This is a genomic window from Luteimicrobium sp. NPDC057192, from assembly GCF_042670205.1.
Lineage (GTDB): Bacteria > Actinomycetota > Actinomycetes > Actinomycetales > Cellulomonadaceae > Luteimicrobium.
The window spans coordinates 3,814-25,076 of sequence record NZ_JBHUWD010000003.1 but is presented as its reverse complement, the minus strand read 5'-3'; the positions used below and the strand labels follow the sequence as shown (position 1 = coordinate 25,076).

The window sequence follows — 21,263 nt, the reverse complement described above, 5'->3', positions numbered from 1 at the left end:
GGGTAGGCGGACGCGTGCGCCACCTGAGACTAGGCACCCGCGGCCCGGCCTGCCGCTCGAGTCCGGGGTCCGTACCCTGGCCTCGTGCCCGACGACGCCCGCACCCCCGACGCCCCGCGGCGCGACCCCGTGGCGGCAGCCACCGAGCCTCGCCGGACCCCCGCGGGAGACACGCCGCGCTTCGCCGCCGCACCGCCGTCGTCGATCCTGCTGCCCGGCGACCCGCCCGCCCGTCTGCGGGTGCTCACCCCCGACGACTGGCGGCTCGAGGTCGCGCTCTCGCGCACGCCCGACGTGCCGCGCTGGACGTACTACCCGCCCGGCCTGCCCGACGACGCCGCCCGCCTCCGCGTCGCGCGCTCGCTCGACCGGGCGCGGGACGGGCTCGCGTACCGGTACGTCGTCGTCGGGGCGGACGAGGAGGCGCTCGGCTCGGTCGGCACGACCATCCCCGAGGGCGTGCCCGAGGTCTTCTACGCGCTCCTGCCCGCGGGACGCGGACGGGGCCTCGCGACCCGCGCCGTCGTGGCGCTCGCGGACTGGGCGCTCGCGGGCGGGCACGACGAGGTCCGGCTCTACACGCTCGAGGGCAACGAGGCGAGCGAGGCGGTCGCGCGGCGGGCGGGGTTCGTCGCGGCGGACACCGTGACGACGACCGCCCGGGGCGGGGCGCTCGAGACCATGACCCGCTGGGTGCGCACGGCCGCAGCGCGCTGACCGCGGGGCGCTGGGGCCCCGGCCGGATCCTGAGCGCCCGAGAAGCGCACGCGGCGCGGGTGTCAGAATCGTGCCGTGACCGTCGACCTGCCTCAGCGCCCGACCCCGACCGACCCGAGCTCGAGCGCCACGCGGTCCCTGTCCTCCGAACGTGCCCGCGACGAGCTGGCCACGGCGCTCCGCCGGTCGCTCGGCGTCCCGCACGAGGCCAAGCACCGGCGCGGCCCCGGCGAGCTGGTGGTCGACACGTCGTCGCTGCGCCGCGCCGAGTACTCGACGGACGCGTCCAACTACCGCGTGGTGCCCGACGTCGTGGTGTTCCCGCGGTCGGTCGACGAGGCCCAGGCCGTCCTCGAGGTCGCGCGCGAGCACGCCGTTCCCGTGACGTCGCGCGGCGCGGGCACGAGCTGCGCGGGGAACTCGGTCGGCCCTGGGATCGTCGTCGACTTCAGCCGCCACGTGAACGCGGTCCTCGACGTCGACCCCGAGGCCCGGACGGCCCGGGTCGAGCCCGGCGTCGTCATGTCGACGCTGCAGAAGGCCGCCGCGCCCCACGGGCTGCGCTTCGGCCCCGACCCGTCGACCCAGAACCGCGCGACCCTCGGCGGGATGATCGGCAACAACGCGTGCGGCCCGCACGCCGTCGCGTACGGGCGGACGGCGGACAACGTCGTCGAGCTCGACGTCGTCGACGGGCGCGGCCGCCGGTTCACGGCGGGCGCGGGCGACGCCTCGTTCGCCGCGGTCCCCGGCCTCGCGGACCTCGTCCGCGCCGACATGGCGCTCATCCGCACCGAGCTCGGCCGGTTCGGGCGCCAGGTCTCCGGGTACTCGCTCGAGCACCTGCTCCCCGAGCGCGGCTCGGACCTCGCCAAGATGCTGGTCGGCACCGAGGGGACGCTCGTCACCGTCCTCGGGGCGACCGTGAACCTCGTGCCCGTGGCGGGAGCGCCCACGCTCGTCGTGCTCGGGTACCCCGACATGGCCGAGGCCGCGGACGCCGTCCCCGCGCTCCTCGAGCACCACCCGCTCGCGATCGAGGGCCTCGACGCGCGGCTCGTCGACGTCGTCCGCCGGGCGAAGGGGGCCGACACCGTGCCCGCGCTCCCGCCGGGCGGCGGCTGGCTCATGGTCGAGGTCGGCGGCGAGACCGCCGACCTGGCGATGGCCCGGGCTCGCGAGATCGTCGCGGCGTCCGGCACCAGCGCGACCCGCATCCTCCCCGCCGGTCCCGAGGCGAGCGCGATGTGGCAGATCCGCGCCGACGGCGCCGGGCTCGCCGGCCGCACCCCCGCGGGCGAGCAGGCGTGGCCCGGCTGGGAGGACTCCGCCGTCCCGCCCGCACAGCTCGGTGCCTACCTGCGCGACCTCGAGGCCCTCATGACGCAGTACGGCGTCGACGGCCTGCCCTACGGGCACTTCGGCGACGGCTGCGTCCACCTGCGCCTCGACATCCCGCTCGAGACCTCGGGCTCGGTGCTCCGCACCTTCATGACCGACGCCGCGATGCTCGTCGCGAAGTACGGCGGCTCGCTGTCGGGCGAGCACGGCGACGGGCGCGCCCGCTCCGAGCTGCTCCCCGTCATGTACTCGCCGAGCGCGATCGCGGCGTTCGAGGGCGTCAAGGACCTCTTCGACCCGCGCGACCTGCTCAACCCCGGCGTGCTCGTGCGCCCCAACCCGCTCGACGTCGACCTCCGCCGCCCCCAGGCCGCGCCCGTCCTCGCCAAGCCCAAGGCGTACCGCGAGCCCATCGGCTTCGCCTTCCCGCACGACCACGGTGACTTCACGCAGGCCGTCCACCGCTGCGTCGGCGTCGGCAAGTGCCGGGCCGACACGTCGGCGTCGGGCGGGTTCATGTGCCCGTCGTACCTCGCGACGAAGGACGAGAAGGACGTCACGCGCGGCCGCGCCCGCGTCCTGCAGGAGATGATCAACGGCTCGCTCGTGACCGGCGGCTGGCGGGCCCCCGAGGTGCACGACGCGCTCGACCTGTGCCTGTCGTGCAAGGCGTGCTCGTCCGACTGCCCGGCCGGCGTCGACATGGCCCAGTACAAGTCCGAGGTGCTGCACCGCGCGTACAAGAACCGGGTCCGCCCCGTCACGCACTACGTGCTCGGCTGGCTGCCGCGCTGGCTGCGCGTCGTCAGCATGGCGCCGCGGCTCGTCAACAAGGTCCTGTCGAACCGGGCGATCGCCAAGGCGGTGCTGTGGTCCGGCGGCATGGACCCCCGCCGCCAGATGCTCCCGTTCGCGGAGATCCCGTTCCGCACCTGGTACCGCCGGGGCGGTGCGTCCGACGGCGTCCCCGTCGAGGTCGCGTCCGAGCGCCGCGTGCCCGACGCGCGGTCGGGCGGCGCGCGAACCGACGCGCCCGAGCGGCCGCGCGTCGTCCTGTGGGCCGACTCGTTCAGCGACGGCCTCGCGCCCGACGTGCCGCGCGCCGCGCTCCAGGTCCTCGACGCGGCGGGCTACGACGTCGTCGTGCCGGGGCAGGACGCGTGCTGCGGCCTCACCTGGATCACCACCGGCCAGCTCGACGGCGCGCGCAAGCGCCTGGAGAACCTCCTCCAGGTGCTCGGGCCGTTCGCGGTCAACGGGCTGCCGATCGTCGGGCTCGAGCCGTCGTGCACGGCCGTGCTGCGCTCCGACCTGCTCGACCTGTTCCCCGACGACCCGCGCGCCCAGGCGGTGGCGGCCGCGACGCGCACGCTCGCCGAGTTGCTCACCGACCCGGCGACCGCCCCCGACGCCGCGTCCGGCTGGAAGGTCCCCGACCTGTCCGACGTGACCGCCGTCGTGCAGCCGCACTGCCACCAGCACTCGGTCATGGGCTTCCAGGCCGACGAGCGCCTGCTGCGCGAGGGCGGCGCCGACATCCAGGTGCTCGCCGGGTGCTGCGGGCTCGCCGGCAACTGGGGCATGGAGAAGGGCCACTACGAGACGTCGGTCGCCGTGGCCGAGCGCGCGCTGCTGCCCGCGCTGCGCGACCTGCCGTCCCGCGGGTCCGACGACGGCGAGCGCGTCTACCTGGCCGACGGGTTCTCGTGCCGCACGCAGGCGTCCGACCTCGCCGACGTGCAGGGCAAGGCGCTCGCGCAGCTCCTGGCCGAACGCCTCTGACCTCGGGGTGCGCCACCACGCCGCCGCGTCGAGCATGACGTTGCACCCCGGTCGCCTCGTCGAGCATGGGGTAGCGCACCCGTTCCTTGCCGACCATGGGGCTGCGCACCGAGAACCGGCTGATCAGGTGGATGCGCGCATGGTCGGCGTGCGGCGGGGGTGCGCCATCGCATGCCCGGCGCCGGCGTCGGGCCGTCAGCCCCGGCACACGACGGCGGCGAGGCGCACGACCGCCTCGTCGACCCGGGCGTCCGCCAGGTTCCCGTAGCCGACGACGAGCGCCTCCGGCTCGAGCTGCCCGACGTGGTCTTCCGGGCAACGCGGCGCCCGGTTGCCCGACGACGTCACTCCGGCCGCGCGGTACCGGGACACCGGTGCGACGGTCACGTCGCGCTCGGCGGCTGCCGCTGCGACGTCGTCGGCGCGGACCCCGGCCGGGAGCCCGAGCAGCACGTGCATCCCGGCCGCGAGCCCGGAGACGGGGAGCTCCGGCAGGTGGGTCGCGAGCGCGTCGAGCAGGGCCGCCCGGCGTCGCCGGTACCGGCCGCGCGCGGCGCGCAGGTGCCGCTCGTACGCCCCCGAGGCGAGCAGGCGGGCCAACGCGAGCTGGTCCACGGTCGACGGCGCGGACGTCACCGGTGCGAGGCGGTCTCGCCACGCGGGCGGCACGACGAGCCAGCCCATCCCCAGTGCGGGCGAGACCGTCTTGCTGAGCGAGCCGAGGAGCGCGACGCGATCCGGGTCGAGCCCCTGGAGCGCCCCGACGGCGCGCCGGTCGTAGCGGAACTCGGCGTCGTAGTCGTCCTCCACGACGAGCCCGTCCACGTCGCGGGCCCACGCGACGACCCGCTCACGGCGGGCGGGGGAGAGCGCGACGCCTGTCGGGAACTGGTGCGCGGGCGTGAGGAGCACCGCGCGCACCGGCGCGCCCTCGGCCCGGAGCGACGCGAGGCGGTCCACGTCCAGGCCGTCCTCGTCGACGGCCACGGGTACGGGCTCGAGACCGGCGGCCCGGAGGACGTCGTGCAGGCGGACCCAGCCCGGGTCCTCGACCGCGACCGCGACGTGTCCCGCGGCGCGCAGCGCACCGGCCAGCCGGGCGAGGCCGTCGGCCGCGCCGTGCGTGACGACGAGGTCGTCGGCGTCGCCGCGCACGAGGCGCGCCCGGTCGAGGTGGCCCGCGAGCAGGCGACGCAGCTCCGGGACGCCCGCCGGGTCGGCGGCTCCCAGCGCCACGTCGGGCGCGTCGGCGAGCGACTCGCGCACCGCGCGGACCCACGCGGTACGCGGCACGTGCCGCAGGTCCGGCACGCCGGCGGCGAGGTCGAACCGGCGGCGCGGGGGAGCGGGCCAGCCGGTCAGCGCCCGGGTTCCGGAGCGGCCGGCAGTCCGGGCGCCCGAGGCGGTGGTGCCCGCCTCCCGAGCGGGCGCGAGCGCCCCCGCGACGCGCGTTCCCGAGCCCGTCCGTGCCTCGAGCACGCCCTCGGCGACGAGCTCGCCGTACGCCTCGGTGACCGTCCACCGGGAGACGCCGAGCGTCGCCGCGAGCTCGCGGCTCGGGGGTAGCGCGGCGCCGGCCGGCACGCGTCCGTCGCGGACCGTGCCCCGGAGCGCCTCGGCCAGCCGCCGGTGCAGGGGAGCCTGCGGCGGGGCGTCGGACGACGGCCCCGGTTTCGCCACGGTGGCCGTCCCACCAGGGCCCGGGCGAGCCGGGGAGAGGTCGAGCAGCGTCTCCCAGGCGAGCGACGTCGTCGGGCGGGGGCCGCCGGACGAAGGAGGATTGGTCTGGGAACCTGCCATACGAATGGACCGTACACCCGGTCCGATGGGCGCTTAGCGTGGGGGACATGCGCTACCGCACCCTCACCGACGGCACCACGACCTTCGACGTCTCGACCCTCGTGCTCGGCACGATGAACCTCGGCGTCACGACCGACGAGGAGACGTCGTTCGCGATCCTCGACCGCTACGTCGAGGCGGGCGGGACCTTCCTCGACACCGCCAACAACTACGGCGCCTGGAGCCCCGGGCACAGCGACCGCGCCAGCGAGGAGCTGATCGGGCGCTGGCTCGCGAGCCGCGGCGTCCGCGACCAGGTCCGGCTCGCCACCAAGGTCGGCGCGGGCAAGAAGGACCCCGCGCTCCCGCTCGCCAACACCCCGCCCACGAACTTCGAGGGCCTCGCCGCCGCGACGATCGAGCGGTCCGCGCACGAGAGCCTGCGGACCCTCGGGGTCGAGCACCTCGACGTCCTGTACGGGCACGTCGACGACCTCGACACCCCGCTCGTCGAGACCGTCGGCGCGTTCGGGAAGCTCCAGGCGGACGGCGTCGTCGGGCTCACGGGCATCTCGAACGTCGCGCTCTGGCGCGTCGTCGAGGCGCGGGCCGAGGCGCGCCGCCAGGGCGTCCCGCCGTACGCGCTCGTCCAGGAGCAGTCGAGCTACCTCTACCCCGTGCCCGACGTCGACCGGCACAACTGGGCCTCGCCCGAGCTGTACGACTACGCGCGCTCGGTCGCGGACGACGACGGCGCGCAGGTCGCCGTCGTCGCGTACTCACCGCTGCTGCAGGGCGCGTTCGTGCGCGACGACAAGCCGCTGTGGGAGGGCTACGACCACCCGACCTCGCGCGCTCGGCTCGCGACCCTGCACGACGTCGCCCGCGACCTCGGCGCGACGCCCAACCAGGTCGCGCTCGCGTGGCTCCTGGGCGGCACGGCGCCCGCGCTGCCGATCGTGGGCGCGAGCAGCGTCGCGCAGCTCGACGAGGCGCTCGGAGCGGTGGAGCTCGTGCTCGACGACGGCGTCCGCGGCCGTCTCGACGCCGTCTGACGGTCGGGGGGCGCGACGTGACACGATGGCCGCATGATCGTCGCGTTCTCCGTCTCCCCGACCGGTACGGCGGGAGAGGACGGCTCCGTGTCCGAGGCGGTCGCGGCCGCCGTCAGCGTCGTGCGCGAGTCGGGGCTGCCCAACCGCACGTCGTCGATGTTCACCGAGATCGAGGGGGAGTGGGACGAGGTCATGGACGTCGTCCGCCGCGCCACCGAGGCCGCCGGCGCGGGCGCCCCGCGCGTGTCGCTCGTCCTCAAGGCCGACATCCGCCCCGGCCGGACGGGCGAGCTCGACGGCAAGATCGAGCGCGTGGAACGGCTCCTGGCCGACGGCGCCTGACCGGCGGCCGCACGGACGGTGCCGCGGCGGCGGCCGGGGAGCGCGGCCGGTTCGCGGCCGACCCCTCGAACGGCGGCCGCGAGCGGCTACGCTATCCGTCATCATCCAGGGGCCGTCCGCCGTACGTGGGAGCTGACTCATGCCGTTGTTCGAGGTCGACGCGCGCCGCTCCGCCCTCGTGCAACCCCTCGCTCCCGGCGACACGTCGTTCATTCGGACCGCCGAGCCCGTCGTCGACGACCACGTGTCACGGCTGCTGGGCGAGCAGATCTTCCCCGTGGTCAGCCGGGCGCCGGGGGCTCGCCCCGAGGACGCCCCGCACCTCCTCGCGCTCGACGCGGCCGGGCACCCGGTCGTCATCGAGATGGTCGCGCGCCTCGACGCCGCGTCCCTGGCGCTCGCCCTGGCGCACGCGGGTCGCGCGGGCCGGCTGACCCTGTCCGACGTCGCCGCGCGGTTCCCCGAGGGGCTCCCCGCGTTCGAGGCGGCGTACGACGAGTTCCGTCGCAAGGCACCGATCGCGCGCACGCGTGGCCAGCGCGAGGGCTCGCGTCTCCTGCTGCTCTGCGCCCAGGTCGACCCCGGCGTGACCGACGCGCTCGACTTCCTCCGGGTCACCAACCGCGCGGTCACCGTGCTGCGGCTCGGCGTCGTGACCGGGCCGGACGGGCGCCGGCTCGTCGAGGTCGAGCCCCTGCACGGTGCGCGTCGCCCGACCGAGAGCTCCGACGAGCGCGCGCAGGCGGCGCCCTCCGCGCCCGCCCCGGCGGCGTCGGACGACGACGACCTCGCCGACGCGACCATGATCCGACCCGCGCTGCGACGCCCGGTCGTCTCGCCCACGTCCGTCACGGGCACGACGGCGACCGCCACGGCGTCGTCGGGCGCGTCGGCTCCCGTGGAGCCCGCCTCGGCGCAGCGCTCCAGCGCACCCGAGCGCGTCTCGGCGCTGCCCGAGCGGTCCGCCCTGTCGGACCGGTACGGACTGCCGAACCGGCGCTCGTTCTCGACCACCGAGCAGCTTCCCCCCACGACGGGCGGGGCGGCCGCGGCAACGAACGACCAGCCGGCCACCGCGACCGGCGCAGGCCCGACACGCGTCTCGATGCGGGCCGCGAACCGGGCGGCCGCGGCGCCTGCCACCCCCGTCCCGCCACCCCCGGTGCTGTCGCGCCCGCCCGTCGAGGACGACCTTCCCCGCACCCGGTCCGCGGCCCGCGCCGCCTCGGCGGCGCAGGCGACGCCCGCCGGACCACCGGTGGGGTCGACCGCGAACGAGGCCGACGCCGCGCCGGGGCCGACGGACGCGACGCCCCTCCCGTCGCGCCGGTCCCGGGCCGAGCGTCGTCGCGCGGCCGAGGGCTCCGCCGCGCAGACGGGCGCCGACAACCGGCCCCCCGCACCCGCGGAGCCGGCTCCCGCCCCGCTGCCCGGCGCCGGCGTCGTGCCGCTCTCCGACGCCCGCTCCGCCCACCCGACCGACTACACGACCGCCCCGCTCGACACCTCGCTGCACCGGGCGTCGACGCCGCTGACGCTCTCCGGCCCGCTGTCGTCCGAGCTCCCGGTGCCGTCGCCACAGCTCCCGCTGCACGGCGACCCCGCGGACGAGGACCCCGACCTGTTCATGCTCGCCCAGCACCTCGGCGCCCCCACCCCGCTCGTGTGGTCACGTCCGCGCCGCGGCGAGCGGTTCGAGGCGGTCCTCCACCCCGAGGGGCAGATCGAGCTCCCCGGGACCGGGCGGTACCGCAACCCCGACGCCGCCGCCACGGCCGCCGTCGGGTCGCGGCGCGAGGACGGGTGGGACGTGTGGCGCCTCGGTGACGCCGGGCCGTCGCTGACCGACCTGTTCCGCGAGCAGTTCGCCTGAGCCGCGGAGCACCGATCTCGACCCCCACCCCGCCCGACCCCGACCGACGCGAGCCCGCGCCGGCGGTGGAGGGCACGCTCCTCCGGCCTCGCCGCTACCGCACGCACGACCAGACGCGCATCGTCGCCGCGTGCTTCTGGCTGGCGGTCGCGATCGCGGTCCGGATGCTGGGCCGCACCACGTGGGAGCTGTCCGTCAGCGACCTGTCGGAGCTCCTCGGCCGGATGCCCGTCCCCGTGCTCGACGCCGTCCGCGCGACGTTCGCGGGCATCGCCGGGATCGCGGTGCTCGTGCTGCTCGTGGGCGTCCTCGTCCGGCGGCAGTGGCTCGGGGCGCTGAGCGCGGCGCTCGCCGCGGTGCTCGCCGCAGGGGTGGCGGCCGTGTGCGTGGTCGCGGGGCTCGTGGTCGTCGACGAGACCGCGGCCCGGACGGCCGTGGGGATCGTGCTCGACCCGCGCCTCGTCGCCGCGGCCGCGGGCGCCCTCAGCGTCGCGCGCCCGTGGCTGCCGCGGCGCTGGCGCTGGGCGTGCCCCACGCTGCTCGTGCTCTACGTCCCGGTGCTGCTCATCGCAGGCGGCACCGAGCTCGCCTCGCTGCTCGTCACGCTGGCGATCGGCAACCTCGTGGGTGCGGTGGTGCTCCTCGCCGTGCGGTCGCCGTCGTGCCTGCTGCCGCTCGAGGCGGTCCTCGCCGAGCTCGCGAGCCGCGGCCTCGAGGTCGAGCGGGTGCGCCTCGACCCGCCCGCCCGCGGACCGTTCGTCGCGCACCTCGAGCTCGCCCGCGACGACTGGAGCGGCACCGGGACCGCGCACCGGCTCCGCCTCGAGGTGCTGAGCGACGACGACCGGACCGCCGACGCCCTCGCCCGCCTCCGCCGCCTCCTCACGCTCCGGCGCCCCGGCGACGCCGCGCCGTTCCCGTCGCTGCGCCGCGCCGTCGAGCACGAGGCCCTCGTGTCGCTCGCGGCCGAGCGCGCGGGCGTCGTCACGCCGGGCCGCATGCTCGTCGGGCAGCCCACGAGCGCCTGGATGATGCTCGGGACGACCGAGCCCGTCGGCACGCCGCTGACGACGCTGTTCCCGGACACCACCGCGCGTCGACGGCACCGGAAGACCGTCGCGGCGCCGGCTGCGGAAGCCCCCGCCGGGGCGGTCGTGACGGCACCCGACGCCGAGGAGCTCCTCGACCAGCTCTGGGACGACCTCGCCACGCTGCGGCGCGCGCGCGTCGCGCACCGCGCCGTCCGCCCCGCGGCCCTCGCCGTGCGCGACGACGGGCGCCTCGTCCTCTCCGACTTCCGCTCCGGCCAGATCGCCGCGCCCGACGTCCAGCTCGACCTCGACCTCGCCCAAGGGCTCTACACGGCGGCGCTCGTCGCCGGGGCGGAGGCTGCCGTCCGGACCGCCGTCGCCCGGCTCGGCCCCGACCTCGTGGTGCGGGGAGCGCGCGGGCTCGGGCCCGTCGTCGTGCCGCGCGAGGCCCGCGGACCGCGGCACGCGCGCGACGCCCTCATCGAGGACGTCCGCCTCGAGGTCGAGCGGCAGTGCGACGTCCAGGCGGTGCAGACCTACCAGCTCTCGCGCTTCAGCCGCCGCCAGCTCGTGCAGCTCGTCCTGCTCGTCGGCCTCACGTACGTCGCGCTCCCGCTGATCGGGCAGCTCCCGCGCACCGTCGACGCCGTCCGCACGGCCGACCCCGTATGGGCGGTCCTCGCCCTGGTCATCGCAGCCCTGGGCCCTGTCGCGGCGGCGCTGTCCCTACGCTCCTGCACGACGGCGCAGCTCCCCGGCGGCCGGACCGTCGCCGTCCAGGTCGCGACGTCGTTCGTCGGGACCTCCACCCCGGCGAGCGTCGGATCCCTGGCCCTCAACGCCCGGTACCTCACCCAGACCGGCGGCTTGCCCATCGCCGCCGCGTCCGGCGTGATCGCGCTGCAGAGCGTCGTCCAGGTCGTGACCCACGTCGGCCTGCTCGCGATCCTCGCCGTGATCGCCGGCAAGACCCTCGACCTCTCGCACCTCGTGCCCGGGAAGTCCTTGGTCCTGCTCGTGATCGCGCTGCTGCTCGCCGCCGTCGGCGTCGTGCTCTCCGTGCCGCGCCTGCGCCGCACCGTGCTCACCCAGGCGCGGCTGCGGCTGCGCGAGGTCGTCGCCGAGCTCGGGTCGCTCGCGCGGCGACCCGCCCGGCTCGCCCTCGCCGTGGTCGGGTCCTGCGGCGTGACGCTCGCGTCCGCGGCAGCCCTGTGGGCGTGCCTGCTCGCGTTCGGCGGCGGCAGCGAGTTCGTGGCCGCCGCGTTCGTGACGATGGTCGGCGCGACCCTCGCGACCGCAGCGCCCACGCCCGGCGGGGTCGGGGCCGTCGAGGCCGCGCTCATCGGTGGACTCGCGGCGTTCGGCGTGCCATCCGAGGTCGCGGTGCCCACGGCGTTCTTCTACCGGTTCCTCACCTGCTGGCTGCCGGTGCTCACGGGGTGGTTCGTCCTGCGCTGGTTGCAGCGCCGTCGGTACGTCTGACGGGCCCGTCTCGCCGAGTGCGGCGCGGGTGTTCGTCGGGTGTGGCGCCCGCGGGGTCGGGTTCGCGGGCGGGTGCGGCGAGCTGGTTCGGGCTGTCGTGCTTCGGCCCTAGGGGCCGTGCGCACTCCCTTACGCCCTTCACCACCTCCCCGCACCCGCCCGCTCGGCCGTGGTCTCGCCCGCCCGCCTGCGCGTCGAGCATGCGATCAGCCCCGCCCGCGCCCGGCCCCGTCATCTCGTGAGTGCGTACTTTTTGTGCGACACACCCGGCGAGTCGCGCAAAGAGTACGCACTCACGAGATGACGGGGCCGACCGAGCATGGGGATGCTCGCATGCTCGGCGCCGCGCGTGAGGCCGTGCGCTCGGCTCTCCGGAATCTGTTGCCGGAGCCGAAGAACCCCATACGATCCGGAGGCTCGGCGCCACCGGCCCACACGTCACCCTCGGCGAACCCAGCGTCACCCTCGGCGAACCCAGCGTCACCGTCGGCGAACGCAGCGTCACCGTCGGCGAACGCGGCGTCACCCTCGGCGAGCGCGACATCCCGGTCCGAGCACGGTTCGGTCACGTTCGCTCCGTTGTGATCGACAATCGATCAAGATCGCGTACCGTGGTCGCGACGAGGCGATGGAGCGTCGCCGGCGAGTGGAACGGGGATCAGGCGTGCACGCATTCGAACGTCGGCAGGCGATCGTCGAGCAGGTCCGGAGCCGAGGGCTGGCGTCCCTGCGGGAGCTCGCCTCCGCGGTCGACGCGTCCGAGGTGACGATCCGCCGGGACGTGCGGATGCTCGAGCAGGAGGGCGTCATCGACCGTCGACGGGGCGGCGCCGCCTGGCCCGGTGGCCTCACCCACGAGCAGACGTACCAGCAGAAGAGCCAGGTCGCGGCGGCCGAGAAGGCAGCGATCGCGGCCGTGGCGGCCGACCTCGTATCCGAGGGTGACGCGGTCGTGCTGGGTGCCGGGACGACGACCCGCGAGCTCGCGCGCGTGCTGGGGCGGTTCCAGGACCTCACGGTCGTGACGAACTCGGTGCTCGTCGCGGAGGAGCTGGCCCGCTCGTCGGTCGAGATCGTGATGACGGGCGGCACGCTGCGCGGCCCCACGTTCGCCCTGGTGGGGAGCTCGGCCGAGGCCTCGCTCCAGGGGATCCGGGTGCGCCGTGCGTTCCTGTCCGGGAACGGCTTCACGGTCTCGCGGGGCCTCTCGACGCCGAACGCGCAGTCCGCGAGCATCGACCGCGCGATCGTGGCGGCAGCGCAGGAGGTCGTGGTCCTGGCCGACCACACCAAGCTCGGCGTCGACACGATGATGCAGACGGTGCCCGTCGAGGCGATCACGCACCTGGTCACGGACGCGCGAGCGGATCCGGAGCTCCTCGCGCAGCTCCGCCCGCTGCGCGTCTCCGTGCATGTCGCACCCCTCGACGACGCCGACTGACCCCGAGTATCGATCACATTTTGGTCACGAGGCTGTCGCGTTGGTGATCGACCGTTGCCTAGTTCTGATCGATAGGTGTTCAATGTGGAGGTCGCACCACCTCAGCGCGAAGTCGCGCGAACCATCGAGATCAAAGGAGACATGATGGCTCTCACCTCCAAGCGGCGGACCGCGTCCGTCGTCGTGGTCGCAGGAACGGCGCTCGCCCTCGCGCTCACCGGATGCTCCAAGAGCGCCGACGACAACGGGGGCGGCAGCACGTCCACCGGCGGCGCGGCGAACACGGGCGCCGCGCAGCAGGTCCAGTCGACCGGCTCGTCCGGCGACGACTGCACCTACACGACCTACGGCGCGGACAAGATCGACCTCAAGGGCGTCACGGTCGGGTTCTCGCAGTCCGAGTCGACGAGCAACCCGTTCCGCGCGACGGAGACGCAGTCGATCACGGACGAGGCCAAGGCGCGGGGCATCAAGCTCATCCAGCGCAACGCCAACGCGAACGTCCAGCAGCAGAACACCGACATCCAGGACATGATCGCGCAGGGCGCGAAGGTCCTCATCGTCGCCCCGGAGAACTCGGACGGCCTGGCTCCCGCGTTCGCGCAGGCCAAGGCGAAGAAGATCCCGATCCTCACGATCGACCGCACGGTCAACGGCTCGGCCTGCAGCGACTTCATCGGGTTCATCGGCTCCGACTTCGCGGGCCAGGCCAAGATCGCTGCCCAGGACATGGCCAAGGCCCTGCCCGACGGCGGCAACATTGCGATCCTCCAGGGCACCTCGGGCAACAACGTCGCCCAGGCTCGCACGGACGGCTTCACCAAGGAGATCGCGGCGTCGTCGCCGAACCTCAAGGTCGTCGCCTCGCAGACCGCGAACTTCGACCAGGCGACCGGCCAGAAGGTCATGGAGCAGATCCTCCAGTCCAACCCGGACATCAAGGGTGTCTACGCCGAGAACGACACGATGGCGCTCGGCGCGATCCAGGCGATCAAGGCCGCCGGGAAGACCCCCGGCAAGGACATCCAGGTGATCGGCATCGACGGCACCGAGGACGCGGTCAAGAACGTCGCCGCCGGGGTGATGTTCTCCGACGTCGAGACCAACCCGCGCTTCGGCCCGCTCGCGTTCCAGGCGCTCACGGACTTCTACGGCGACAAGGGCACGCCGACGAACGTGATTATCGCGGACCACCACTTCACGAAGGACAACGCCCAGGACGCGCTGGACAACGGCGACGTCTACTAAGAGGTCGCGCGGGCCCGCCCGCGCAACCTCAGGCGCCAGCCCAGGACGAGGCGCGGTCGGCCGCGCGGGTGAGGGGACCCGCGCGGCCGGCCGGCACCGGACTTCCGTGGACGACGACGTACCGCGAAGCTAGAGAGGCCCTTCACCGATGGTTCAAGGACAGGGCGCGCAGCCGGTGGCTGCAGAGCCGACCGCCGCGCCACCAGGCGGATCCGCCGCCCCGACCCCCGTGCTCGAGGTCACCGGGGTGCACAAGTCGTTCACGGGCGTCCACGCCCTGCGCGACATCGACTTCGCGGTGCGCCCGGGGGAGGTGCACGCGCTGATCGGCGAGAACGGCGCCGGGAAGTCGACACTGATCAAGGTCATGACCGGCGTCTACGAGCCCGACGAGGGCGAGGTGCGGCTGCGCGGCGAGCAGGTCGCGTTCGCGAGCCCGCTCGCGGCGCAGGAGGCCGGGATCTCCACGATCTACCAGGAGGTCAACCTCGTCCCGATGATGAGCGTCGCGCGCAACCTGTTCCTCGGGCGCGAGCCGCGGCGGTACGGGCTGATCGACTCGGCGCGCATGAAGCGCGAGGCCCGCGAGATCCTGCGCGACTACGGCGTCGACGTGAACCCGGCGCGCCCACTGCGCTCGCTCGGGCTCGGCGCCCAGCAGATGGTCGCGATCGCGCGCGCGGTGCAGATCGACGCGCGGGTCGTGATCATGGACGAGCCGACGTCGTCGCTCGAGGCGCGCGAGGTCGAGACGCTGTTCGGGGTCATCCGGCGCCTGCGCGACCAGGGCATCGCGATCGTCTACGTGAGCCACCGGCTCGACGAGCTGTACCAGATCTGCGACCGCGTCACCGTGATGCGGGACGGCGCCGTCGTCCGTGTGGACGACATGGCCGCCGTCGACCGGATCACCCTGGTCTCGCTCATGCTGGGCCGCGAGATCGGCGACGTGCGCAAGCACGGCACGACCGGGTTCGCGGACGAGGCCCACGAGGTCACGGGGCCGCCCGTGGTGTCCGCGCGCGACCTCCAGCGCCGCCACCAGCTCGACGGCGTGTCCGTCGACGTCCGCCCCGGCGAGGTCGTGGGGCTCGGCGGGCTGCTCGGATCGGGGCGCAGCGAGACCGCCAAGGCGATCATGGGCGCCCTCCCGCTCGACGGCGGCACCGTCGAGGTCGGCGGACGCTCCACCCGGCGCACGGTCGCCGCGTCGATCCGGGCCGGCGTCGTCATGCTGCCCGAGGACCGCAAGCTCGAGGGCATCGTGCCCAGCCTGTCGGTGCGGGAGAACATCGTGCTCGCCGCGCTGCCGCGGATCACGCGCGGGGGCCTGGTGGACAGGTCCAAGCAGGACGAGATCGTCGACTACTTCATGAAGCGCCTGCGCATCAAGGCGTCGAGCCCGGACCAGCGGGTCTCGGAGCTGTCGGGCGGGAACCAGCAGAAGGTCCTGCTGGCCCGCTGCCTGTGCCTCGACCCCAAGGCGCTCCTGCTCGACGAGCCGACGCGCGGCATCGACGTCGGTGCGAAGGCCGAGGTCCAGGGCGTCATCAACGAGCTGGCCGAGCAGGGCCTCGGCGTCCTGCTCATCTCCTCCGAGCTGGACGAGCTGATCGAGGGCTCGGACCGTGTCGTCGTGCTCAAGGACGGCCGCGTCGTCGGCGAGCTGACCGGGCAGGACGTCACGCAGGACACCCTCATGACCACGCTCGCGGAGGCACCCCCCGAGCCCGACCTGACGGAGCCCGAGCAGCCCGGCACCCCCGGGCCGGCCGCGCGCACCGAGGAGGAGACCCATGACTGACGTCGCCGTCCGGCCGGCGCCGGCCGTGCTCGACCGCAACCGGGTGGTCACCTGGTTGCAGGACTACGGCGTGTACGCGGCGATCGTCGTGCTGATCGCCGTCAACACCGCGATCAAGCCGTCCTTCTTCTCGATGGACAACTTCCGGGTCCAGGCATTCCAGGTGGTCCCCGTCCTCATCGTGGCGCTCGGCATGGCGCTCGTGATCACGACCGAGGGCATCGACCTGTCGGTCGGCGCGGTGATCGCGCTGTCGTCGGCCGTGATCCCGCTCTACCTCGGGTACGGACCGTGGCTCTCGATCGTCATCGCGCTGGTCGCCGGGTGCGTCTCGGGGCTGCTCGCGGGGCTGATGGTCGCGGTCGCGAACGTCCAGCCGATCATCGCGACCCTCGCGCTCATGATCGGTCTGCGCGGGTTCGCGGTGATCCTCAACGGCGCGAGCGCCAAGTCCGTGACCGACGAGACGATCGGCGCGCTCGGCCTCGACAGCTGGTTCGGGATCCCGCAGGAGGTGTGGATCGCCGTCGTCATCGTGCTGGTCGTCGCGTTCGTCGTGCGGCGCACAGCCTTCGGCCGGCGGCTCACGGCGATCGGCGACAACCGAGCGGCGAGCGCGCTCGCCGGGCTCCCGGTGAAGCGGGTCCTCGTCGCCGTCTACGTCGTCTCGGGCCTGTTCGCGGCGATCGCCGGCGTGTTCCTCGTCGGGCACGGCGGCTACGCGGACCCGTCCAACTACGGGCTGAACTACGAGCTCAGCGCCATCACGGCCGTCGTCGTGGGTGGCACGCCGCTCACGGGCGGACGGATCAAGGTTCTCGGCACGGTCGCGGGCGCGGTGTTCATGCAGCTCGTCGCCGCGACCCTGATCCAGAACAACGTGAAGAACTCCTACAGCCAGATGGTCGAGGCCGTCATCATCATCGGTGCCGTGTACGCGGCGCGGGGACGGAGCGGACGATGAGCACACTCAACCCCACGAGCCCCGTGACCCCGGACGCCGGGGTGAACGTCGACGTCACGGGCGAGACCCGGCTCGAGCGCGTCACCGGCATCGCACAGCAGCAGGGCGGTCTCGTCTCGCTGGTGATCGTGTTCGTCGCGGCGTGCCTGTTCTCCGACGGGTTCGCCGACTGGGGGAACTTCCAGTCGATCCTCGTCGGCAACGCGTACACGTCCCTCCTCGCGCTCGGCATGACGTTCGTCATCCTCACGGGTGGCATCGACCTGTCCGTCGGCTCGATGTTCGCGCTGGGCGGCGTCCTCGCGGCCTGGGGCGCCGGGCACGGCGGCATCCTCGTCGCGATCCTGCTGCCGCTGATCGTCGCCGTGCTGTTCGGGCTCGTCCAGGGCACGCTCATCGCGAAGGCCCGGCTCGCGCCGTTCATCGTCACGCTCGCGGGCATGCTGTTCGCCCGCGGGCTCCTGCAGGCGATCTCGGCCGAGGGCACCGACACCTACCTGGTGCCGAAGGGGTCCCCGTTCCTGTGGCTCGGCGACGGCACGTGGCGCCCGATCCTCACCGCGGTGATCCTGTTCGTCCTGGGCGGGATCCTCCTCATGCGGACCCGCTTCGGCCAGGCGCTGTTCGCGATCGGCGGCAGCGAGAACGCGGCGCTCCTCATGGGCCTGCCCGTGGCACGCACCAAGGTGCTCGTCTACGTGCTGTCCGCGACGATCGCCGGCGCGGCGGGGATGCTCAACGCGTCGCGGCTCCAGTCCGGCGTCACCAACATCGGCGTCGGCTACGAGCTCACCGCGATCGCCGCCGTGATCATCGGCGGGACGCTGCTCACGGGCGGCGCGGGCTCGATCGTCGGCACCGCGGCCGGCGTCCTGCTCCTCGCCGTGATCCAGAACCTCATCGGCGTGCACCTGTCCCAGTACGGCTCGTCCGCGTCCGACCTGGCCAACGGCCTCTTCCTCGCGGTCGTCGTGCTGATCCAGACGACGCTCACCCGGGTGAGGCGTCTTCCCTGACCGCTGCTCGGCCGGCCGGTGCGTCGCACCGGCCGGCCCGTGGGGGCGGCGTCGCCGCGCGTCCCACCGCTGATCCTTCGGTCCCCTGACAACGCTGTCGTGGAGGTTCGACCATGACCCGGCACCACCGCTCTCCTCTCTCCGCCCCCTCCCGACGACGACGCCTCGTCGCCTCGGTCGGGGCGCTCGCCCTCGCCGCCGGTCTGGCGCTCGTCGGCGCGGCCGGCGCCGAGGCCGACGACGGCCTGGCCGCGGACGCCGCGCCTGCCGCGACCGGCGGAGCGACCGCCGGCGACGGCGGGGAGCACGCGCCCGTCTACCCGTCCGTCGGGGCGGGCACGCACGTGCTCGACGACGCGTCCTACCTCGAGGGCTTCGACGAGCCCGGCTGGTACGAGGCGAACATCCCGTTCGTCGACCTGCCGGACAAGGCGATCCAGGACGTCTACTACTACCGCTGGCAGGTCGCCAAGGAGCACCTGCGCTACACCGACCCGGAGAGCGGGTGGATCTCCACGGAGTTCCTCGACTGCTGCGGCTACGCGGCCCCGTACCAGGCGATCGACGCCGCGGCGGGCCACCAGCTCACCGAGAACCGGTGGCTGCGCGACACGAGCTATGCGGACGACTACCTGCGCTTCTGGCTCACCGGGCCCGGCGCGGGCGCCAAGCCCGCGACGGACGACGTCAACAAGGACACGACCGACTGGGCGCACGAGTACAGCGTCTGGCTCGCGACCGCCGCGTACCAGCAGGCCCAGGTGACGGGCGACGTCGAGGGGCTACGCGACCTGCTGCCCGCGCTCGTGAAGCAGTACCGGGGCTGGGACGGCCAGTACGACACGACGCTGGGGCTCTACTGGTCGGTCCCCGTCTGGGACGCGATGGAGTTCTCGGCGTCGTCGTACGAGTCGTCGGACCCGTACCACGGCGGCGCCGGCTACCGGCCGACCCTGAACTCGTACCAGTACGGCGACGCGCGGGCCATCAGCGCGATCGCCGGGCTGCTGGGTGACAGGACGCTCGCGAGCGAGTACGCCCAGCGGGCGTCGTCGATCCGGGCCTCGATGCAGCAATGGCTGTGGGACCCCGACCGCGGCTTCTACTACGCGATGCCGCGCGACGACAACCCAGACCACCACCTGTCGAGCACGCGTGAGGAGATCGGCTTCCTGCCCTGGATGTTCGGCGCGGCCGAGCCCCAGGACGCGTCGGCGTGGTCGCAGCTCCTCGACCCGCAGGGTTTCGCGAGCGCGTTCGGCCCGACGACGGCCGAGCGCCGCAGCCCCCTGTTCATGAAGGACGCGGGGAGCTGCTGCCGCTGGGACGGCCCGAGCTGGCCGTTCTCCACATCGCAGACGCTCACCGGCCTGGCGAACCTGCTCGACGACTACCCGGCCCAGCAGACGATCACCCGGGACGACTACGCGGCGTCCCTCCTGACGTACGCGAAGACGCAGATGAAGGACGGCAAGCCGTACGTCGCCGAGGCGCACGACCCCGACGCCGACCGGTGGATCTACGACGGCCGCAACCACAGCGAGGACTACAACCACTCGACGTTCGACGACCTCGTGCTCTCGGGACTGCTCGGCCTGCGAGCCCAGGCGGACGACACGCTGCGGATCCAGCCGCTCGTGCCGGCGTCGTGGGACCACTTCGCGGCCGAGAACGTCCCCTACCACGGGCGCAACGTCACGCTCCTGTGGGACCGCGACGGCTCGCACTACGGGGAGGGTGCCGGCATGCGCGTCTTCGTCGACGGGCGACTCGTGCGGACGTCGGCCACGCTGCGCGACCTCACGGTGGACGTCGGGCGGACCGTCGCCGCGTCGTCGGGCGCGCACCTCGTGAACGACGCCGCGAACCCGCTCCGCACCGGCTACCCGAAGCCGATCTCGTCGTACACGTGGTCCACGGACGACGCGTGGAACGCGCTCGACGGCAAGGTCTTCTACGCGAACGTCCCGCAGAGCACGCGGTGGACGAACTACCGGTCGCCGAACGCCCAGGACTTCTACGGCGTCGACTTCGGGGCGCCGACCGTCGTGAGCGACGTGCGCTGGTACGGGTACGACGACGGCGGGGGAGTCCGTCCCGCGGCCGACTACCGGCTGCAGTACTGGGACGGCGGCGCCTGGCAGGACGTGCCCGACCAGACGCGCTCGGCCGCGGCCCCGGTCGGCAACGGCCTCAACCGCGTCACGTTCCCCGCGCTCACGACCACCCGGATCCGCCTCCTGCTCACCAACCCCGACGGGGCGTTCGTCGGCGTGAACGAGCTCGAGTCGTGGTCGGCGTCCAGCCAGGACGCGACCGTGGCGGTCGGGCCGGCGAGCAAGAGCGGGCCGGTCGTCGTCGGCGACGCCACGACCGTGTCCGTCACCGTGAGCGCCCAGACGCCGCGGAACCTCACGTCACCGCGCGTGTCGCTGGCCCTGCCCGACGGCTGGACCGCGACGCCCGTGGGCTCGCGCCCGAGCGTCGTGCACTCCGGCGGCGACGCGGTCTGGCGGTTCACCGTGACCGCGCCCGACGACGCGGCTGCCGGCACGACCGCCACGCTCACGGCGACCGCGACCTACCGGGCCGGGCCGACCGTCGAGCAGACCCACCGGCGCCAGGCGCTGCGCGTCGCGTTCCCTCCCGGCCACGAGGACCCCGTCGGGACCTGGTCGCTCGACGAGGGCAGCGGCACCGTGGCCCACGACGCGGTCGCCGGGCACGACGCCACCCTCACCGGCGGCGCGACGTGGACCTCCGGTCGCGACGCCGCGGCCGGCGCGGCGCTCCAGCTCTCCGGGAGCGGCCAGGCCGCGCAGACGACCGGGCCCGTCCTCGACACCGCGGGGAGCTTCACCGCCGGCGCGTGGGTCCGGCTCGACCGGCTCCGCTCGTGGGCGACCGCGGTCAGCCAGGACGGCACCGTCTCGAGCGGGTTCTACCTGCAGTACTCGCAGGCCGATAACCGGTTCGCCTTCTCGACCAGCGAGGGTCGGGCGCTCGCGGACGCCGTCCCCGAGACGGGCCGCTGGTACCACCTGGTGGGAGTCCACGACGCCGACCAGGGCACGTACACGCTCTACGTCGACGGCGTGCCGCAGGCCAAGGTCTGGGCGCAGCCGGCGGGCGACCCCGCGGCGGGCCGGTTCGCGATCGGCCGGGGCTTCTCGGGTGGCGGTCCGAGCGACTTCTGGCCGGGCGCCGTCGACGAGGTGGCCGTGTGGGACCGCGCGCTGACCGCGACGGAGGTCGCCTCGCTCGACGCGGGTGCCTGAGACGTCGGCGCGGGTGCGCGCCACCCCCGCCGCCGCCCCCCCCCCCCTCAGAACCCCCCCCCCCCCGGTTGATTTTTGTGGTGGAAATCTCGGAACAGTTTGCGTTTGCG

Annotated in this window: 13 protein-coding genes; 12 read left to right on the top strand and 1 reads right to left on the bottom strand. The window is 74.2% G+C overall.

Features of this window, described 5'->3' with window-relative positions; genetic code table 11:
- Positions 1 to 84: 84 nt before the first annotated feature.
- Entirely contained in the window at positions 85 to 717 is a 633-nt protein-coding gene (locus ACFT5B_RS02740; RefSeq protein WP_386796444.1) for a GNAT family N-acetyltransferase, read from the top strand.
- 75 nt (positions 718 to 792) lie between these two features.
- Positions 793 to 3,840, top strand: coding sequence for an FAD-binding and (Fe-S)-binding domain-containing protein (locus ACFT5B_RS02735; protein ID WP_386796443.1), 3,048 nt, complete (start codon positions 793 to 795; stop codon positions 3,838 to 3,840).
- 195 nt (positions 3,841 to 4,035) lie between these two features.
- Here ACFT5B_RS02735 and ACFT5B_RS02730 read toward each other — a convergent pair whose 3' ends face one another.
- The gene (locus tag ACFT5B_RS02730; protein WP_386796442.1) at positions 4,036 to 5,640 is read right to left on the bottom strand and encodes a PLP-dependent aminotransferase family protein; all 1,605 of its coding nucleotides are present in this window, start codon (positions 5,638 to 5,640) and stop codon (positions 4,036 to 4,038) included.
- 47 nt (positions 5,641 to 5,687) lie between these two features.
- Here ACFT5B_RS02730 and ACFT5B_RS02725 point away from each other — a divergent pair, with 47 nt between their 5' ends.
- The 10 genes from ACFT5B_RS02725 (at position 5,688) to ACFT5B_RS02680 (ending at position 21,153) form a co-directional block, all read left to right on the top strand.
- Positions 5,688 to 6,674 carry an aldo/keto reductase gene (locus ACFT5B_RS02725; RefSeq protein ID WP_386796441.1) on the top strand — a complete coding sequence of 329 codons (987 nt, stop codon included), beginning with the start codon at positions 5,688 to 5,690 and terminating at the stop codon, positions 6,672 to 6,674.
- Between the two features lie 33 nt (positions 6,675 to 6,707).
- Positions 6,708 to 7,016, top strand: coding sequence for an MTH1187 family thiamine-binding protein (locus ACFT5B_RS02720; protein ID WP_386796440.1), 309 nt, complete (start codon positions 6,708 to 6,710; stop codon positions 7,014 to 7,016).
- A gap of 139 nt (positions 7,017 to 7,155) precedes the next feature.
- On the top strand, positions 7,156 to 8,889 hold the full coding sequence (locus ACFT5B_RS02715) for a hypothetical protein (RefSeq protein ID WP_386796439.1): 1,734 nt from the start codon (positions 7,156 to 7,158) through the stop codon (positions 8,887 to 8,889).
- Positions 8,890 to 8,954: 65 nt separating this feature from the next.
- Positions 8,955 to 11,402 (top strand): flippase-like domain-containing protein, encoded by a 2,448-nt coding sequence (locus ACFT5B_RS02710; RefSeq protein ID WP_386796438.1) that lies wholly within the window; start codon positions 8,955 to 8,957, stop codon positions 11,400 to 11,402.
- Between the two features lie 664 nt (positions 11,403 to 12,066).
- On the top strand, positions 12,067 to 12,843 hold the full coding sequence (locus ACFT5B_RS02705) for a DeoR/GlpR family DNA-binding transcription regulator (protein WP_386796437.1): 777 nt from the start codon (positions 12,067 to 12,069) through the stop codon (positions 12,841 to 12,843).
- Positions 12,844 to 12,987: 144 nt separating this feature from the next.
- Positions 12,988 to 14,091, top strand: coding sequence for an ABC transporter substrate-binding protein (locus ACFT5B_RS02700; RefSeq protein ID WP_386796436.1), 1,104 nt, complete (start codon positions 12,988 to 12,990; stop codon positions 14,089 to 14,091).
- 148 nt (positions 14,092 to 14,239) lie between these two features.
- The gene (locus ACFT5B_RS02695) at positions 14,240 to 15,895 is read left to right on the top strand and encodes a sugar ABC transporter ATP-binding protein (RefSeq protein WP_386796435.1); all 1,656 of its coding nucleotides are present in this window, start codon (positions 14,240 to 14,242) and stop codon (positions 15,893 to 15,895) included.
- Positions 15,888 to 16,859: an ABC transporter permease gene (locus tag ACFT5B_RS02690; RefSeq protein ID WP_386796434.1), complete on the top strand. Its 972-nt coding sequence runs from the start codon at positions 15,888 to 15,890 to the stop codon at positions 16,857 to 16,859. The genes ACFT5B_RS02695 and ACFT5B_RS02690 overlap by 8 nt, the downstream gene beginning before the upstream one ends.
- Positions 16,856 to 17,875 carry an ABC transporter permease gene (locus tag ACFT5B_RS02685; protein ID WP_386796433.1) on the top strand — a complete coding sequence of 340 codons (1,020 nt, stop codon included), beginning with the start codon at positions 16,856 to 16,858 and terminating at the stop codon, positions 17,873 to 17,875. Before ACFT5B_RS02690 ends, ACFT5B_RS02685 begins: the two co-directional genes overlap by 4 nt.
- A gap of 113 nt (positions 17,876 to 17,988) precedes the next feature.
- Positions 17,989 to 21,153 carry a LamG-like jellyroll fold domain-containing protein gene (locus tag ACFT5B_RS02680; protein ID WP_386796432.1) on the top strand — a complete coding sequence of 1,055 codons (3,165 nt, stop codon included), beginning with the start codon at positions 17,989 to 17,991 and terminating at the stop codon, positions 21,151 to 21,153.
- Positions 21,154 to 21,263 lie beyond the last annotated feature (110 nt).

Coding starts and splice junctions, on each gene's coding strand:
- ACFT5B_RS02730 (WP_386796442.1), bottom strand. CDS start 5,640: ATGGCAGGTTCCCAGACCAATCCTCCTTCGTCCGGCGGCCCCCGCCCG.
- ACFT5B_RS02725 (WP_386796441.1), top strand. CDS start 5,688: ATGCGCTACCGCACCCTCACCGACGGCACCACGACCTTCGACGTCTCG.
- ACFT5B_RS02720 (WP_386796440.1), top strand. CDS start 6,708: ATGATCGTCGCGTTCTCCGTCTCCCCGACCGGTACGGCGGGAGAGGAC.
- ACFT5B_RS02715 (WP_386796439.1), top strand. CDS start 7,156: ATGCCGTTGTTCGAGGTCGACGCGCGCCGCTCCGCCCTCGTGCAACCC.
- ACFT5B_RS02700 (WP_386796436.1), top strand. CDS start 12,988: ATGGCTCTCACCTCCAAGCGGCGGACCGCGTCCGTCGTCGTGGTCGCA.
- ACFT5B_RS02695 (WP_386796435.1), top strand. CDS start 14,240: ATGGTTCAAGGACAGGGCGCGCAGCCGGTGGCTGCAGAGCCGACCGCC.
- ACFT5B_RS02690 (WP_386796434.1), top strand. CDS start 15,888: ATGACTGACGTCGCCGTCCGGCCGGCGCCGGCCGTGCTCGACCGCAAC.
- ACFT5B_RS02685 (WP_386796433.1), top strand. CDS start 16,856: ATGAGCACACTCAACCCCACGAGCCCCGTGACCCCGGACGCCGGGGTG.
- ACFT5B_RS02680 (WP_386796432.1), top strand. CDS start 17,989: ATGACCCGGCACCACCGCTCTCCTCTCTCCGCCCCCTCCCGACGACGA.